Source organism: Tepidiforma sp. (genome assembly GCF_034432735.1).
GTDB lineage: Bacteria > Chloroflexota > Dehalococcoidia > Tepidiformales > Tepidiformaceae > Tepidiforma.
Map to the genome: position 1 here is coordinate 1 of NZ_DAOUBJ010000057.1, position 13,651 is coordinate 13,651.

The 13,651-nt window shown below is 64.8% G+C and carries 19 protein-coding genes and 1 pseudogene; 9 read left to right on the plus strand and 11 right to left on the minus strand.

The genetic code is table 11. The annotated features are described in order from the left end of the window. Both VAE53_RS06065 and VAE53_RS06070 read left to right on the plus strand, forming a co-directional pair. The coding region (locus tag VAE53_RS06065; RefSeq protein WP_322818477.1) for a M15 family metallopeptidase at nucleotides 1-636 on the plus strand (636 nt) is incomplete at its 5' end. 75 nt (nucleotides 637-711) lie between these two features. Next, nucleotides 712-1,524, plus strand: coding sequence for an enoyl-CoA hydratase (locus VAE53_RS06070; protein WP_322818478.1), 813 nt, complete (start codon nucleotides 712-714; stop codon nucleotides 1,522-1,524). A 66-nt stretch (nucleotides 1,525-1,590) separates the two neighbouring features. Here the strand turns inward: VAE53_RS06070 and VAE53_RS06075 are convergent, their stop codons facing one another. Beyond that, the gene (locus VAE53_RS06075) at nucleotides 1,591-1,914 is read right to left on the minus strand and encodes a hypothetical protein (protein WP_322818479.1); all 324 of its coding nucleotides are present in this window, start codon (nucleotides 1,912-1,914) and stop codon (nucleotides 1,591-1,593) included. A 93-nt stretch (nucleotides 1,915-2,007) separates the two neighbouring features. On the opposite strand from VAE53_RS06075, the gene VAE53_RS06080 reads away from it, so the two are divergent. Then, nucleotides 2,008-2,661, plus strand: a complete 654-nt coding sequence (locus VAE53_RS06080; protein ID WP_322818480.1) for a hypothetical protein — start codon at nucleotides 2,008-2,010, stop codon at nucleotides 2,659-2,661. Nucleotides 2,662-2,752: 91 nt separating this feature from the next. Here VAE53_RS06080 and erpA read toward each other — a convergent pair whose 3' ends face one another. Next, nucleotides 2,753-3,139: an iron-sulfur cluster insertion protein ErpA gene (gene erpA / locus VAE53_RS06085; protein WP_322818481.1), complete on the minus strand. Its 387-nt coding sequence runs from the start codon at nucleotides 3,137-3,139 to the stop codon at nucleotides 2,753-2,755. Between the two features lie 138 nt (nucleotides 3,140-3,277). On the opposite strand from erpA, the gene VAE53_RS06090 reads away from it, so the two are divergent. Beyond that, nucleotides 3,278-4,216, plus strand: a complete 939-nt coding sequence (locus tag VAE53_RS06090) for a DMT family transporter (RefSeq protein WP_322818482.1) — start codon at nucleotides 3,278-3,280, stop codon at nucleotides 4,214-4,216. Then, nucleotides 4,213-4,923, plus strand: a complete 711-nt coding sequence (locus VAE53_RS06095) for a hypothetical protein (RefSeq protein WP_322818483.1) — start codon at nucleotides 4,213-4,215, stop codon at nucleotides 4,921-4,923. Before VAE53_RS06090 ends, VAE53_RS06095 begins: the two co-directional genes overlap by 4 nt. A gap of 157 nt (nucleotides 4,924-5,080) precedes the next feature. Here the strand turns inward: VAE53_RS06095 and tatA are convergent. Continuing rightward, nucleotides 5,081-5,248 (minus strand): annotated as a pseudogene (gene tatA / locus VAE53_RS13180) (twin-arginine translocase TatA/TatE family subunit); the annotation flags it as partial. An 83-nt stretch (nucleotides 5,249-5,331) separates the two neighbouring features. Then, a complete protein-coding gene (locus VAE53_RS06105; protein WP_322818485.1) occupies nucleotides 5,332-5,643 on the minus strand; it encodes an XdhC family protein in 312 nt (103 codons plus the stop codon). A gap of 300 nt (nucleotides 5,644-5,943) precedes the next feature. On the opposite strand from VAE53_RS06105, the gene VAE53_RS06110 reads away from it, so the two are divergent. The 4 genes from VAE53_RS06110 (at nucleotide 5,944) to VAE53_RS06125 (ending at nucleotide 8,800) form a co-directional block, all read left to right on the plus strand. Continuing rightward, entirely contained in the window at nucleotides 5,944-6,288 is a 345-nt protein-coding gene (locus VAE53_RS06110; RefSeq protein ID WP_322818486.1) for a hypothetical protein, read from the plus strand. A 104-nt stretch (nucleotides 6,289-6,392) separates the two neighbouring features. Beyond that, nucleotides 6,393-6,764: a hypothetical protein gene (locus tag VAE53_RS06115; RefSeq protein ID WP_322818487.1), complete on the plus strand. Its 372-nt coding sequence runs from the start codon at nucleotides 6,393-6,395 to the stop codon at nucleotides 6,762-6,764. A 21-nt stretch (nucleotides 6,765-6,785) separates the two neighbouring features. Further along, nucleotides 6,786-8,357, plus strand: coding sequence for a signal peptidase I (locus tag VAE53_RS06120; RefSeq protein ID WP_322818488.1), 1,572 nt, complete (start codon nucleotides 6,786-6,788; stop codon nucleotides 8,355-8,357). Further along, complete coding sequence (locus VAE53_RS06125) at nucleotides 8,354-8,800, plus strand: hypothetical protein (RefSeq protein WP_322818489.1); 447 nt, start codon at nucleotides 8,354-8,356, stop codon at nucleotides 8,798-8,800. Before VAE53_RS06120 ends, VAE53_RS06125 begins: the two co-directional genes overlap by 4 nt. 67 nt (nucleotides 8,801-8,867) lie before the next feature. Here the strand turns inward: VAE53_RS06125 and pheA are convergent, their stop codons facing one another. The 7 genes from pheA to VAE53_RS06160 all read right to left on the minus strand — a co-directional run. Beyond that, nucleotides 8,868-9,689: a prephenate dehydratase gene (gene pheA, locus VAE53_RS06130; RefSeq protein WP_369294032.1), complete on the minus strand. Its 822-nt coding sequence runs from the start codon at nucleotides 9,687-9,689 to the stop codon at nucleotides 8,868-8,870. A 10-nt stretch (nucleotides 9,690-9,699) separates the two neighbouring features. Continuing rightward, a complete protein-coding gene (locus tag VAE53_RS06135) occupies nucleotides 9,700-10,374 on the minus strand; it encodes a TrkA family potassium uptake protein (RefSeq protein ID WP_322818491.1) in 675 nt (224 codons plus the stop codon). Nucleotides 10,375-10,377: 3 nt separating this feature from the next. Beyond that, nucleotides 10,378-10,791 carry a TrkA family potassium uptake protein gene (locus tag VAE53_RS06140; RefSeq protein WP_322818492.1) on the minus strand — a complete coding sequence of 138 codons (414 nt, stop codon included), beginning with the start codon at nucleotides 10,789-10,791 and terminating at the stop codon, nucleotides 10,378-10,380. Continuing rightward, nucleotides 10,788-11,255 (minus strand): universal stress protein, encoded by a 468-nt coding sequence (locus tag VAE53_RS06145; protein ID WP_322818493.1) that lies wholly within the window; start codon nucleotides 11,253-11,255, stop codon nucleotides 10,788-10,790. Before VAE53_RS06145 ends, VAE53_RS06140 begins: the two co-directional genes overlap by 4 nt. 37 nt (nucleotides 11,256-11,292) lie before the next feature. After that, nucleotides 11,293-11,460 (minus strand): hypothetical protein, encoded by a 168-nt coding sequence (locus tag VAE53_RS06150; RefSeq protein ID WP_322818494.1) that lies wholly within the window; start codon nucleotides 11,458-11,460, stop codon nucleotides 11,293-11,295. A gap of 768 nt (nucleotides 11,461-12,228) precedes the next feature. After that, nucleotides 12,229-13,206: an SDR family NAD(P)-dependent oxidoreductase gene (locus tag VAE53_RS06155; protein ID WP_322818495.1), complete on the minus strand. Its 978-nt coding sequence runs from the start codon at nucleotides 13,204-13,206 to the stop codon at nucleotides 12,229-12,231. Between the two features lie 69 nt (nucleotides 13,207-13,275). After that, on the minus strand, nucleotides 13,276-13,651 hold a 376-nt coding region (locus VAE53_RS06160), incomplete at its 5' end, for an Asd/ArgC dimerization domain-containing protein (protein WP_322818496.1).

Below are 13,651 nucleotides of genomic sequence, written 5' to 3' on the forward strand. Positions count from 1 at the left end.
CCAGCCACGACCCCCGCTGACCCGACACCCACCCCATCGCCCACCGCAAAGCCGACCCCCGGGCTCGATGGGACCATCGTCGTGCCCTGTGGCGATATCCTTGCCCCGCTCGACAAACAACATCGGCTCCCGGCCGACTGCGAGCCAGCCGATCTCGTCCGCCTCCCCGAGAACATCTCCGTCGGAGGCCCGCAGTACCTCCGCCGCGAAGCGTTGCATGCCCTCCTCGACCTGTTCGACGCCGCTCGCGCTGTTGGCTACGAGCTGACCGTCAACAGCGCCTACCGCAGTTACGACGTGCAGGCCCAAACCTACGCAACCTGGGTCCAGCTCTACGGCGAGGCCTACGCGAGCCGCACCAGCGCGCGCCCCGGTCACTCCGAGCACCAACTGGGCACCGCCGTCGACGTCGGCGCCCGCGGTCTCATGCTCGAAGCGTTCGCCGGGACACCAGAGGCCGAGTGGCTCGAAGCGAATGCATGGAAATACGGCTTCATCGTGAGCTACCCGGACGGAAAAGAATCCATCACCGGCTACGCCTACGAACCATGGCATATCAGGTACGTTGGCCGCGATGTCGCTGCCGACGTCCACCGCTCCGGCCTCACCTTGAGAGAGTACCTCCAGCAGCGCTGAGTTCCGCGCTTGCCGCCGCCGGGGGAGGGTGCCACACTTCCGCAGCAGCTATCTCGCCCCTACAGGAGATTCCCGGTGGTCTCGCCCTCCCCAACCCCTGAACTGCTCGTCGAGCACAGCGACTACATCCTCACCATCACCCTCAACCGGCCCGACCGGCTCAACGCTATCAGCGGCCCCATGCTCAGCGCACTCTCCCGGACTCTCCAAGAAGCGAACATCGACCGAGACGTCCGGGTAGTCATCCTGACCGGGGCCGGCCGAGGATTCTGCGCGGGCCTCGACCTCAAAGACCAGGCAGCCAACGGCAGCGACGGCACCATCCAGCCCGGGCGTGGAAGTTACCAACTTTTCGACCTCCACAACTCGCCCCCGATTGTCATCAACCGCATGGACAAGCCGATGATCTGCGCCCTCAACGGCGCAGCAGCCGGTTACGGCATGGACCTTGCGCTCGGCTGCGACATCCGAATCGCCAGCGAACATGCGAAGATGGGCGCCGTCTTCGCGAAGCGCGGCGTCCTCCCCGAAAGCGGCGGCTGCTGGTACCTCCCCCGCCTGCTCGGCTGGGCCCGGGCGGCCGAAGTCGCCTTCCTCGGCGACGTCTTGGATGCCCAGCGATCGCTCGAGCTCGGCCTCGTCAACAAGGTCGTTCCCCACGACCAGCTCATGACCGAAGCACGCGCCTGGGCGACGAAGATCGCCAACAACGCCCCCCTCAGCGTCCAGGCAACCAAACGCATGATGCGACTCGGCATGGAGGAAACCTTCGAGGCAGCAGTCGACCACATCTATCTCCAGCTCCTGCCGCTCTTCCAGAGCGAAGACTTCAAAGAAGGACTCGCTGCTTTCGCCGAGCGCCGAGAGCCCGTCTTCAAGGGCCGCTGACGAATCCCCGAACCGCCCATTCCGGCCGCAGATCGCGGCCGACCAACCCCCAGTGATATCGCCTCCCTAGGCCCCGCCCGCGCCCTCCATTCGCTTCCGGACCTCCTCAGGCAGCTCCGCGGGAAGCTCGGTCACCGGCCTGGTGGCCTGCGCGATCGTGATGTCGAAAATGTCACCCCACGCCGCCTCGTAGTAGTCGCCCGGTCCCTCATCCTCAGCCTCCCAGGCGAGGACCACCTGAGGAAACCCCTCCGGGGCATTCACCCAAAGCTCCGTCAGCACATCGGCACCGCGTGGATGCTGGAACGATTTCCGTCGCTCGAACGCTTCGAGCCCCTGAAGAACACTGGTACCGGGCTTGAAGGTGAAGTAGGCAACGTAGAGCGCCATCGCCCGCATTATACCGGGGCCGACCAAAGCCAGACCCTCTGGTAGACTTGCCGCGCGGCACGGCACGCAGCCCAGCCGCTGAGGTTCGAGCCAATGTACCGACGAGTCCTCTCCGGAATCGTGTCCCAGGGCAAGACGCGTGAGTTCCTTGAAGCCATGCGCATCGCCACGGACTTCCAGCTCGAACGCGGGATCCGCGCTCGAACCGCGGTCTGGGGTTCCATGACAGGTCGCAACAACGGCGTTCTTATCGCTGCCGACTTCAACACGCTCGAAGACCTCGAAAAGTGGACCGACCTCGCCACCGAAGATGCGCGGTTCGCCCAGGTTCGACGCGCCGTGCGCACCCACATGGTGTACGACCACGTCGAAGTCTCAATCCACCGCCTCGCCTATCATTCCGAAGGCCTCATGACCTCCGAAGAGGCGACGGCCCCCAGGAAGTTCATGCGGGTGCTCAGCGGCGAGGTGCAGCCAGGCCACCACCGCGAGTTCGTGCTCGCCGTTTCCAACGCGCTCGACTATCAAAAGCAGCGAGGAGTCGACGCGACAACCAGCGTCTGGAGCTCGATGACCGGACACACCAGCGGGGTCTCCATCGTCGCCGAGTTCGATTCACTCGCAGAGCTCGAAAAGTTCGACGAAATGGCTGTCACCGACGCCGAATTTGCCCGCCTCCGAGCTGCCACCCGCGCCACGATGGTGTTCCTCACCACGGAAACCCATCTGCTCCGCCGCCTCATGTAGCCGACCGTGCCGGGACTTCCCCAAACGCGACGAGGGAGGCGAACTCGCCTCCCTCGTAACGATGCCAATCCCTACCGGACCGACCGGCGGCCTAGCAGCAGGCGCGAGGCTGGCCGCTCCCGTCCGCCGCCTGGAAGCTCGAGCCACAAGCGCAGCTCTTGACGGCATTCGGGTTATAGATGCTGAACCCGCTCTTCATGATATCGTCCACGTAATCGATCTCGGCCCCTTCCAAATACCGGGCGCTCTCGGGGTCGATGAGTATCCGGACGCCGAATTGCTCGACGACGATGTCGTCCTCCTCCGAGGAGCGGGCAAGAGCCATCCCATACTGGTAGCCGGAGCAGCCGCCACCGGCAACGAAAACGCGCAATGCGCCATTCGGCAGTTCGCGGGCTTCGAGGAGTGCACGGGCCTTCTCAGCGGCCCGTTCGGTGATGTTCACGAGCGCGACCGACGCGCCGGGTTCGACAGACATTCGACATCCTCCTGCGTGGTGGCAGATGCGGGCCTATCGTCCCACCAGCTGCACTATCGATAGCATAGCTATTTGGCAAAGGCCCGTCCACGCACACTGTCACTTTGCTCCAACCGGTAGCCGCCGCAAACTTCCTTCATGGATCGAGCAAAGGCGCCAAGCCACGCCGCAGCGGCCCTCACCGCCCGTCAGCGCGGCCTCCTTGCCGTGCTCGCCGCGGCTATCCTCTGGAGCACCGGTGGGCTGTTCATCAAGTGGGTCTCGCTCGACGCTCTCGCCGTGACGATGTGGCGGTCCTTCTTCGCCGCCATCACCATCGCCATTCTCGTCAAGCCTCGAGCCGATTTCCCCTGGCGTTCCTCGCCGGTCACTTGGGCTATCGCCGCAACCTACGCGCTCACGCTCGTCATGTTCGTCGCCGCCACCAAGCTCACCACCGCGGCAAATGCCATCTTCTTGCAATACACCGCCCCCGTGTACCTCCTCTTCGCCGGCCCTCTCCTCCTGCGCGAACGGGCCACCCGACTCGACATCGCGACCGTCTTCGTCGCATTCGGTGGCATGAGTCTCTTTTTCGTCGGCCGCATACAAGGTGACGCCCTCGGTGGCAACCTGCTCGCCGCCGCCTCCGGCGTGACCCTCGCAGCGATGTTCCTGCTCCTCCGAACGCCAGGGTGCAGCGAGGCCACTCGCCCGCTCGCCATGCTCCTCGGCAACCTCGTTCTCGTCGCCACCCTCCTTCCGGTGAACCTCGTTCGAGATCCAGACGGCACCTTGTTCCCGTCCCTTCGAGACCTCGCCGGACTCCTCTTCCTCGGAGTCGTCCAAATCGGATTCGCTTACCTTCTCTTCGGCTACGCGATGCGCACGGTCGCCGCACTCGAAGCCTCGCTGATAGGGATGCTCGAACCCGTTCTCAATCCCCTTTGGGTCTACCTCGTGCTCGGCGAGACCCCGGGCCCCTGGGCCGTCGTCGGTGGCGCGATCATTGTGGGGGCAGTCGCCTACCGCACCTGGCGAACCGAACGCACAGGCCAGCTCCCAACCCTGCCACCAGAAACGGTCGCACCAGTATGAACCCGCCCGTCGTTCGTTTCCTCGAAGCGCTCGAGGCCATGCACGGAAACGAACGGTGGCATTGGGACCCGGAAACCCATCCCTTCGAAGTCTGTGCTGGGGCCATCCTCGTCCAGAACACCACCTGGACCAACGCCGAACGGGCGGTCGAACGGCTCCGCGCAGCGGGCGCACTCGACCCCGTCGTCATAGCGACGACCGACCTCAACCGACTGGAAGACCTCGTCCGGCCCAGTGGTCAGTTCCGCCAAAAAGCTCGCAAGCTCCTCGCCTTCGCTGCCACCTGTCTCGCTGCCGGAGGCCTCGAATGCCTCCTCGCCCTCCCGACACCCGAGCTTCGACGGCGCTTGCTCGCTACCTGGGGCATCGGCCCCGAGACCGCCGATTGCATCTGCTGTTACGCCGCTGGCAGGGACGTATTCGTGGTCGATGCGTACACCATGCGCACCTTCCGCCGCCTCGGAGTGGGTCCGAGCAGCGACACCTACGAACAGTGGCAGGCATGGCTCGCGGCCGCCGTCGCGCCACATCCTCGCTGGAGCGGCGCAGCCGGGGCCGCCAGGGCGCATGCCCTCATCGTCCTCCATGCCAAACGTCTCTGTCGCAAGCGCCAGCCGCGCTGCGGCGATTGCCTCGTTCGCCCGAATTGCCGATACGCGAACGAAGAAACCGGCCCTCCCTGCTCACAAGGCCGGTTTCGCTATTGAACGGCAAGGTTTGCCGCATCAGAAGGGCTCAAAAGATGTTCGGCTCGTTGCCCTGATTCGCTTCGCTATTCGGTCGCGGAGCCGCAGGTGGCTGCGCTGCCACGGGAGGGGGCGGCGGTGCCTGAACAGATTGGTATGACTGCGGCGCCGGAGCCTGCTGCGCCTGCTTCCGGGACTCTTCGTCCTCGTCCTTCACAGCGCGGCGAAATTCCTTGATAGAAGTCCCAAGCTCACGGCCGAGGCCGGAGATCTTCCCCACTCCGAAAATGAGAACGATCACGAGCGCGATGATGATAAGCTCCGGAGCTCCAAGCGAACCGAACATGGCTACCTTCTTCCTGCGGCCCGGCTCCCCGGGCGCTACCTTGATGCTACCACGGCGACCAGAGTGAGCGACCCTGACGATGCTTACCCCAGTCGTTCAACGAATACGTCCATAACTCCGCCGCAGATCTTGTCTTCGCCGTCGGTCGGCTCCGTAAGGTCCACCACCACCGTTCGCGGGCGGCCATCTTCGAGCGCAGCCATCGCCTCCTGCCAGACTTCCGCCTCGCCGCATCCACCGCCGATAGTCCCGATGAACGAACCATCCCGGCGGATGAGCATCTTCGCACCGGGCTTCCGCGGAGTCGAGCCGCGGGCCCGTGTTACCGTCGCGAGCGCCACCGGTTCGCCCCGCCGCAGCGCTTCCCTCATCTCACGGTACAGTTCGACGTCCACAGCTCAATCGTGCGCTCGATGACGCCAGGTTGCAACGCCGGCTTCTTCACACGCATTTCCGGACTCTCCCTCGCTCCCGTTTTCACGCTCAATCGGCAAGTAGCGGCGAAACTCAATCTCTTTTACGGAATGTTGTAGTACGCAATGAAGTATAGCCCCGCCTCTCGCTCTTCGCTCAGGGAAAACCCTGACGAACTTCATCACCGAGGGCGTTCGCCCCACACCACGGCGGAGGGCCCGCCAAAACGTCCTGGAGGAGAGCACATGTTCGTTCATTCTTTGAGGAGCCCCCGGCGCCTGATGGCTGCCGCGGTCTTCTCCATCGTCGCGGTCTCGGCGCTTGGCTTCGCAGCCACCAACACGGTCCCGGCGAGCAATGCCGGTGACGGCAGCGGGTCGGTTTCCGGTTACACCGTCTCCAACATCCACTACAACCTCAACGCCACCAACCCGGCCAACGCCGACTCCGTGACGTTCGACATTAGCCCGGCGCTCGCCGCGGGCGGCACGGCCCGCATTTCCTTCGATGGTGGCGCCACCTGGTCCAACAACTGCACCGGTACCACCAACCTCACCTGCACCTTCTCTTCCCCGCAGCCCATCGGCAGCGGGTTCACCAGCCTCCGCGTCGTGGCGGCCCAGTAGCGACGACGTCGAGTCCAGGACCAGCGCCGGTCACGCTGGTCCCCCGTCGATGCCAGCCCCGCCCGGGAAGTCGCTCCCGGGCGGGCGCGCCGGGGAGGGCGCACATGATCGTTCGTATTCTGCACCTGCACCGCCGCGCGGTCTTGGTCGGCCTCCTGGCAGTGGTGACCGCGGCATCCTACGGATTCGCAGCGACCAACACCGTACCCGCGAGCCGCGCGGGCGATGGCTCGGCAGCGGTGAGCGGGTTCACCGTCACGAACGTCCACTACAACCTCGATCCCATCAATCCACAGCAGCTCGCGTCGGTCACCTTCAGCATCTCGCCAAGCGTCCCGGCGGGGGGAACGGTGCGCATCTCGACCAATGGCGGCGCAACCTGGTCACCTCCGTGCGGTACCGGCGCCACCATCACCTGCACGACCACCGCAAACGTCGCCTCCGTCACCGGCCTCCGGGTCGTCGCGGGACAGTAACTGCAGAAGGAGCGGGAGACCTTGGGCAGGGTTCGCAAATCGTTCCAACTCGCACAGGCCCCCAGGCTCCGCCCCGGCGCTGCCGTAGCGACGGCGCTTCTCGTCGTCGCTGTACTGCTCGCTTGGGTGTTCTTCGCTCCACAGCAGCTCGGCGGCCAAACCGCCTATGTCATCGTCAATGGCAACTCGATGGAGCCTGGCATGCATCGGGGCGACCTCGCGCTCGTACGCCCTGCCGACGACTACCGGCCCGGCGACGTCGTCACCTACCGCCATCCAGACCTTGGCTTCGTTATCCACCGCATCGTCTCCGAGGAAGCCGGTCGGTTCACCCTCGAGGGCGATAACAACGACTTCCTCGATTCATACCACCCGGGGAGGGGCGAAGTCGTTGGGCGGCTTTGGATTCACGTACCTCGCCTCGGCCAACTGTTCTGGCACCTTCGTTCGCCGTTCTGGGGCGGGCTCGTGCTCCTCTTCGCCTTCGCCGGCCTGCTCGGCGGTAGCCCATCCGGCAAGGCGCAGTTCGTGCGCCCGAGTCCTAGTCCCGGGAAGGGAGGACCTCTCATGAATACCGTCATCCGAAACTGGCAAGACACCCTCGTGCTCCTGCTGGCCGCTGCCATCGCATTCGGACTGCTCGCCTGGGTCGGATTTGCCAGCGGGCTCGAAAAGGAGGTGCCCGCCGAGCGCCCTTACACCCAGCACGGCAGCTTCAGCTACGAGGCCGACTCCGCCGACGGCCGTATCTACGACGCAGGTCGGGCCACGACCGGCGAGCCGGTATACCTGCGCTTGAGCGACGCCGTGAACTTCGCCTTCGACTACGAGTTCAGCTCGCCAGCCGCGGCAGACATCCGCGGCACATACCACCTCGTGGCCGAGATTGGCGATACCGCAGGTTGGAAGCGGACAATCCCGCTCGCCGAGCCTGGCTCCTTCGAGGGCACCAGCTTCCGAGCTACCGGGACCCTCAGGCTCGCCGACGTCCTCGACCAAATCGGCACGCTCGAGGCGCAATCCGACGTTCGGAGCGACCGCTACACCGTCACCATTCGTCCCCGCATCGCCGTCGAGGGAAGTCTCGACGGGGTTGCGCTGAAGACGAACTTCGATGCTGCCGCGCTCCCGCTCGCGCTCGACCGCAGCCGTCTATGGCTCAACAGTGGAACCCCGGAGAAGGCCCTCGCTCCGACCGAAGCTGGCACTGCGACCGCCCAGCAGCGGGTCACGAACTCCGTCCAAATTTGGTTCGTTGAACTACCAGTCCTCGCCGCGCGACTGGTCGGAGCTGCCGGCTCAGTGCTTGCCATGGCGGCGGCTTTCGGGCTTCTCACCGCCGCGGCCCGACGCGGATGGGGAAAAGAGCGAGCAACGCTCGCAGTTCGCATCGCCGGCGGTACCCCGTTCGAAGCAGCCGAAGTCATCGAGGTCGCCAGCCTTCACGACCTCGAACGCGTCGCCGAGCGTATCGGTGGAGTCGTGCTCCAGGAGATCCGTCCCGACGCCCACATCTGTTACGTCCGCGACGGTGCAGTGGTCTATCGGTATGCCGGTCCGCCCCTCGAATACGGCACGGAGCGCGCGGCGTGAGCCCCCGAGCGCTGCTCCGAGTAGCGGCGGGATTGCTCGCCGGCACGACCCTCCTCGTCGCGCTCACCGCCTCGGCAGCATCGAACACAGTTCCCCCCACACTCCTCGGCACGTCCCAGGTGCCCCTCTCCATCGCACAGCTGGCACCCCCCCAATGCGCGGGCATGGCGCTTACGTCTATCGTCTACGGAGGTTCCGGCGGCGGCGGAAATGACCTGGTTCTTGGCACCCCGGCCTCGGAGACGCTCAGCGGTGGCGGAGGTGACGACTGTATCGTCGGGGGTGGCGGAGATGACAACCTCAGAGGCCAGGCCGGCAATGACGTGCTCATCGGCGGCCCAGGCAACTTCGAGACCCTCAATGGAGGTTCCGGCTACGACCGCTGCTACGGGAATGGTGCTGTCTTCGTCTGGCCGATGAGCTGCCAAGAGTACTACCCATAGACCCTCACAGTCTCCGGCGGCCTCACCGACCAGCCGGCATCTTCACACCATCCGATGGCCACTGCGCTCAATGGGCACGAGGGTAGCTCCCGAAAACCTTCACATCGGCCCCGAGGGTCCGAATCTTCTCGAGGACGCCGCGCACCACCGGGTCATCCTGGTGCCCCTCGAAGTCGACGAGGAACACGTACTCGCCGAACGTCGCTTTCGTCGGTCGGCTCTCGACCTTGGTGCAGTTGATGTTCGCATCCGCGAACGCATTCAGCACACTCGCGAGGGCGCCTGGCCGGTCTTCGGCAAGCGTGAACGCGATCGATGTTCGGTCCCTGCCCGTCGGTGCCGCCAGCCCACGGCCCAGAACCAGGAACCGCGTAACGTTGTTTTCCGAGTCCTGGATGTCGTGCGCAAGCACCTCGGCACCGAGCAGCTCTGCTGCCCGCTCAGTGGCGATGGCCGCGGCATCCCCATCCCGCCGGAGGGCAAGCTCCACAGCCTCCGTAGTCGAGAGCGCAGCTTCGGCCTGCGCGCGTGGGAAACAGCGCTCCAGGAATCGCCGGCACTGACCCAACGCCTGGGGATGAGAGTAGATGACCCGAACATCCGCGGGCCGCGTCCCCGGTCGCGCGACGAGGTTGTGGCGAACGGGCACCACGAGCTCCGCTTGAATCTGGAGATCCGTCTCGTGGATGAGGATGTCGAGCGTCTCCTGGACCGAGCCGTTGATGAGGTTTTCGATGGCCACCACGCCGACGTCCGCCATCCCTGACTCGACGGCCGCTGCCACGGCCGCGTGGGACGGAAACGGCATGAGCTCGGCCGTAGGGTCGTACCGCATCGCAGCGAGCTCGCCGAACGTTCCAGGAGGCCCGAGATAGGCAATCCGCACCATCGTTCTTCGCCTAGGTGTCGAGCCCGTGGGTCGAACCCACGAGTTGCTCCCGGAGCATGTCGAGGCTGTCCTTCGGAGCCACCACCACGAGCGCATCGCCCGCATGGAGGCGCGTATCCCCGCTCGGCATCCTGGGAACCCCACCCGGATCGACGACCAACGAGATGAGCGACTCGGCCGGGAGAAGAATCTCTCGAACCGAACGCCCGACCACCGGCGAGGTCTCAGGAAGCTTCACTTCGATGAGTTCGAGCCCTGAATGCAGCTGGAGCAACGGGATCATCGACTGCGTCGGCAGTTCCTGCTCGATCTGCGCGAGCACAGCCTGAGTCGCAGAAATTGTCGTTTCGATGCCACGCTTCCGGAAGATGAGCTCGTTTCGCGGGTTGTTGATACGGGCGATCGTCCGTTTCACACCCCGGTAGCGGGCGAGGTCGCAGATCACCAGGTTGTCTTCGTCGTCGCCGGTCACCGCCGCTACCAAATCCGCCCTGCTCACGCCGGCAGCGTCCAACGTCGTCGCCTCACATGCATCGCCGAACAAGACGTTGCCGGCCAGCTCGTCGCGGATGTTCGCCACTCGCGTCGCATCCTGCTCGATGACGAGCACTTCGTGGTCCTGTTCGATGAGCTCCAGGGCGAGATGGAAGCCGACTTTGCCACCGCCGCCGACGATGATGTACACGGGCTACCTCCGGGTTGGCTCGTTCAACAGCATATCGATCATGATTTGAGCGCCGTAGCTCGTCGGGCTGAATGTCTCGAGCCCAAGGTCGCGGAAAATTCCCTCACGGACCGGATCGTAGACCCGGCAAAGCACACGCCGAACGCCGAAAATCTCCCGCGCTACCTGGCTTGCGAAGTAATTCCGGTTATCGCCCTGGGTCACAGCGAAGAAAGCATCCGCGTCCCGGATACCGGCGCGTTCCAGCGTCGCAAGGTCCATCCCATTGCCGACGATCCTGCGCCCCCCGAACCCCTCGGGAAGCCGCCGGAACGCGCTCTCGTTGATGTCGACCACGGTCACGGCATGGCCCTGCCGCTCGAGCATCGCGGCAATCCGCGAACCCAAACGCCCACATCCCATAATGACCACGTTCATCGCACCCGGTGACCTCCTCGGTAGGCTGCGTGCATCGGTAGCCGCACGAGCCAAACCTCGCACGGAGCATGCCGCAGCAGAAATTCTGCCGTCGACCCAATGGCGAACGGGCGGTCCTCCCCTTCGAACGGCGGAAGCCCCAGCACGATGACATCCGCCTGCTGAGCCCGGGCCTCTTCGATCACTGCGGGCCCAGCTTCGCGCGACTGCACCACGGTCGATTTCACGCCTGGAAACCCCGCCTCCGCCGCCACTTCCCCCGCACGCTCGAGGAGCTGCTGGGCTTGCCGCGATTCTGCCTCCAACTCGACATTCAGCGGCTGCGAGCGAACCACTTCGATGACGTGAACGAGGTGGACCCTCGCCCTCCGAGACTTTGCCACCCAGGCGGCCAACCGGACAGCCTCCAAGCTGGCCGGCTCTCGACTTACCGGAACGAGCAGCGTCTGCCAGCCTTCCGTCATCCCGTCGGCCTCTCCATGTTCATTCCCGGTCCGTGAATTATCGGTCGTCCTGCGCGAACCACAGCCGAACCGCCCCGTTGAGGATGAGAACGACACCGATTGCCATGCCGATATTCCACTCTACTGCCTGGGTGAGAAGAAAGAGGATCAGGACGACCCCGAGGATGATGCTGACGATCGAGAACACGAAGTTTGCAGTGCGCATGGCAAGTGCCGGCGGCGAGCCTCTGACCATGCTACGCCCGCTCCCCGGCTAGTGGAAACGGGCCTTCGAGCCGGGCGCAAAACCAGCGGTCCTCCCTCTGCGCGCTGGCATCGCCTGAAGAGAGCCTCCGAACCGCACCACCGCCCCCTAGCCCCTCCCGGCAGCTCCACATCCAACGATGCGAAGACGCCTAGTCTCCAGCGTGCGAATCGCCTAGCCCAGCCGCGCGAGCACTTCCGTGGCCGTCCCGCTCACCGTCGAACGCGGTTCGCCCCGCATGCTTCGCCTCCATCGCGGGATTGGCAAACGATGCGCCGAGGCTGCGCCGCTGCCGAGCGTCCTTTCACGGGGCAAAACAGAGAAAGGAGCCGCTCTCTGACCCCTGGAGGTGAAAGCGGCTCCTTCCCGAAGTTGGAGGACGTTCATCGAGCACCGGGCGCGGCCGCAAAATCGCGACGGCCCTCTACGCTGCGGGTCGGATTCCCACCGGAGCGAGCCGGATGGGCGTCCGGTTCTGCAGCCTCGCCGGTCCGGCGCCGTGACACCGTTCCGGCTCCCCCCTTGACGAGCGGCCTTGCGGTCCGGTCAACGAGGAGGGCTGCCCGACCACCCCGCCTCCAACGCCGCGATTATGAGCGACCGCGGGCCTACCTCGCCAAGCAACTTATGACGCCCTGGACTCACCTTCACATACTTTTGACGAACAGCACCCGGGCCGATTCGAGCTCGACAGAATATCTCCCCCTGGGCCCGCCCATTATCGTCGCGTCAGGCGAACTCCAGTGGTCGCTGCGCGCTGAACGGGGTCAACTCTTCATGGATGTCGAAGCGGACCTGCTTCCACGTGAACTTCACGGCGCGGTCGCCCCTCTCCGGCAGCGGCTCCACGATCGCTTCGAACATCCCCTGGTCGATCACTTCTCGTGGCTGCGCGAGCAGCTGCATGAAGCCCTCAGCGGCTTCGAATGTCTCCAACATCCGGGGCTGCCAGCGGCCGAATACCTTCGGGTTCTCCGCGTATTCGCTCGTCATACCAGTCCGCACGAACGGGTAGAGAACAGAAAAGGCAGTCACCAGCTCGGCATTGCGGCCGAGATTCACCTGCAAGACCTTCGGCAGCTGGAGCACCGCCCAGTTGGCGATCGCGTACCCCGGAACGCTCACCCCGGGGTCGATCGCCTGCCGAGACGAGATGTACACGAACTCGATCGGCTCGTTCGCATAAACGGCCTCGCCCGACCAAAGGTGCGTCATCGCCATGAATCCGTCGATCTTCGTGTCGAGCACCAGCCGTGTCTCGTTCAAATTATTGATGAACGCCTGCCGGACCCGCGCACGGCGCATCGCCATCGACTCGCCCTCGACTTCCCGAAGCGATCGGCCAAAGGAGTACCCCTTCTCGGTCAGACCCGAGTTGCAGATCACCAGATTCGGAATCCCGCCCATCTTTTCGATGACGTAGCTGCGGCTCGCCCAAAGGTCCCCCATGTTCGTAACGTCCGCCTGCAGAGGAAACGCATTGACCCCCTGGCTCCGCAGGTAGTCCACCAGGTCCAAACCGTCGTCGTAGGACGAATGGAAGTGCACCGCGACGCTTTCCGCGCCGTTCAGCCCCGCAGCGAGCGCGAACGACTGGCCGAGCCCGCCATCCTTCCCGGCCCCCGAGATGAGGACACGCTTGCCCTTCACCCCCGCACCGAACTCGGCCGGAAAACGAAACTTCTCAGGATTGACTGTGAATGCCATGTGCGAACTCCGAAGGTATTCGTCCGCATTATGGCAGGGCCGCGGCCTATAGCGCAGTCGAAGAGCCTATCACCGGACGCCTGCACGCGGCCGAATCAAGCCGCGGCGCGCAGCCTCCTCGATCACCTGGACAACGTTGGTCGCCGCCCCCTTGCGAATACTGTCGGTTACCGTCCAGAACGTAATGCCCCCGGGCCGCGAGATGTCCGCACGCACCCTCCCGACCAACACACGGTCATTACCGGCAGCGTCCAACGGGGTGGGGTATCGCTCCGCCGTGGGGTCGTCCATGAGCTCGATCCCCGGCGCCGTTTCCATCAGCGCACGCGCCTCGGCAGCGCTGATGGGCCGTTCGAATTCCGCCCAGACGCTCATCGCGTGGCTGAAGAAGACCGGGACGCGCACGCAGGTGGCGCTCACGCCGATATCTTCCGAATGGAGGATC